Source organism: Rhizobium sp. J15 (genome assembly GCF_002531825.1).
Classification (GTDB): domain Bacteria; phylum Pseudomonadota; class Alphaproteobacteria; order Rhizobiales; family Rhizobiaceae; genus Rhizobium.
In genome coordinates this window covers 1-1,921 of sequence record NZ_NWSX01000044.1, presented here as the reverse complement: position 1 = coordinate 1,921, position 1,921 = coordinate 1, and the positions used below count along the sequence as shown (strand labels likewise).

Sequence of the window (1,921 nt, the reverse complement as noted above, 5' to 3'; positions counted from 1 at the left end):
GGAGGACCAGCCGGTGCATCTGCAGGTGAAGGACATCGCCCTGCAGAAGGCCTCCGAGCTCGGCATCTATGCCGGCCCGTCGACGCGCTACTGTCCGGCCGGCGTTTATGAATGGGTGGAGAAGGACGGCGACAAGACATTCGTCATCAACGCCCAGAACTGCGTGCACTGCAAGACCTGCGACATCAAGGACCCCAACCAGAACATCAACTGGGTGCCGCCGCAGGGCGGCGAGGGGCCGGTCTATCCGAACATGTGAGGCGGATCGGCGAGCTAGGCAATGATCAGGGAGTTACCCATGCAATTTCCGCTTGAAGGCGTTCGGGTCGTGGAACTGGCGCGTATCCTGGCCGGTCCGTGGGCTGGACAGACACTTGCCGATCTCGGAGCAACCGTCATCAAGGTGGAAAGCCCGCAGGGCGACGATACGCGCCGCTGGGGGCCTCCCTTCATCACCGATGGCGATGATGTCGCGGCAGCCTACTTCCATAGCTGCAATCGCGGAAAACTGAGCATCACGGCGGATTTCAACGCGGCGGAAGATGTCGAAAAACTGCGCGCACTGATCGCGAACGCGGACGTCGTCATCGAGAACTTCAAGGTCGGCGGGCTGAAGAAGTTCGGTCTCGATTACGAGAGCCTGAAGGCGATCAATCCGAAGCTGATCTACTGCTCGATTACCGGCTTTGGCCAAACCGGCCCGTATGCCGGGCGTGCAGGTTATGATTTCATCGTCCAAGGCATGGCAGGCATCATGGATTTGACCGGTGAGCCAAGCCGGGAGCCGCAGAAAATCGGCGTGGCGTTCGGCGATATCTTCACCGGCCTCTATTCGGTCATCGCAATCCAGGCCGCTTTGATCCTGCGCAACAGCACGGGGGAGGGGCAGCATATCGATATGGCGCTGCTGGACAGCACGGTCGCCGTACTGGCCAACCAGGCGATGAATTTCCTGGCCTCGGGAAAGGCGCCGACGCGGCTCGGCAATGCCCATCCTAACATCGCGCCATATCAGGTATTCCCGGTATCCGACGGCAATATCATTATCGCCTGCGGAAACGACAGCCAGTTCGCACGCATCTGCGATGTCCTCCGGCTGTCGTCTGTGGCCGCCGACGCCCGTTTCAAGACGAACGCGGACAGGGTGCGTCATCGAGAGGAGCTGACATCGGTCATGGAGGCGCAGACGAAGCTTTTCAAACGAACGGATTTGCTGGCCGATCTTGCACGCGTGGGCGTTCCCGCCGGACCGATCAACACTGTGGAAGACGTCTTCGCTGATCCGCAAGTCGCGCACCGAGGAATGTCGATAGTAAATGACGGAATTGCAGGCATCAGGACACCAATCATCTTCTCCGGAACTGCGCTTACCTCCCAAAGGCGATCGCCCCAGTTGGGTGAGCACAACGGCAAGGTATCGTGTGATTGGTCATCGACGACCTAGCTCGGCGAATGCATGTGAATTTCGACTTACGTCCGCCGCAGCGCTGCAGATGACTCTGTCGAGACACGGTTAATAAATCGGCACAGATGGAGATCGCCCATGAAGATTCTGGTGCCCGTCAAACGGGTTGTCGACTACAACGTGAAGATCCGGGTGAAGCCGGATGGCACGGGTGTCGAGCTTGCCAATGTGAAGATGTCGATGAACCCGTTCGACGAGATCTCGGGGGAAGAGGCGCTGCGGCTGAAGGAGGCCGGCAAGGCCGAGGAAGTGGTGGTCGTGTCGATCGGTCCTGCCAAGGCCGAGGAGACGCTGCGCACCGCACTGGCCATGGGCGCCGACCGGGCGATCCTGGTCGAGACCGACGATCAGGTCGAGCCGCTCGCCGTTGCCAAGATCCTCAAGGCGGTCGCCGATGCCGAACAGCCAGGGCTTGTTATCACCGGCAAGCAGGCAATCGACGACGATTCCAACCAG

At 60.0% G+C, this 1,921-nt stretch carries 3 protein-coding genes; all 3 read left to right on the top strand.

What is annotated here, in order from left to right; translation table 11 throughout:
* On the top strand, positions 1 to 259 hold a 259-nt coding region (locus CO670_RS26345), incomplete at its 5' end, for a 4Fe-4S dicluster domain-containing protein (RefSeq protein WP_176539028.1).
* 39 nt (positions 260 to 298) lie between these two features.
* Positions 299 to 1,444 (top strand): CaiB/BaiF CoA-transferase family protein, encoded by a 1,146-nt coding sequence (locus CO670_RS26340; RefSeq protein WP_097592942.1) that lies wholly within the window; start codon positions 299 to 301, stop codon positions 1,442 to 1,444.
* Between the two features lie 99 nt (positions 1,445 to 1,543).
* Positions 1,544 to 1,921: electron transfer flavoprotein subunit beta/FixA family protein (locus tag CO670_RS26335; RefSeq protein WP_141502404.1), on the top strand; the 378-nt coding region annotated here is incomplete at its 3' end.

Excerpts from the sequence above, each read along its gene's own strand:
- CO670_RS26340 (WP_097592942.1), top strand. The coding sequence starts at position 299 with ATGCAATTTCCGCTTGAAGGCGTTCGGGTCGTGGAACTGGCGCGTATC.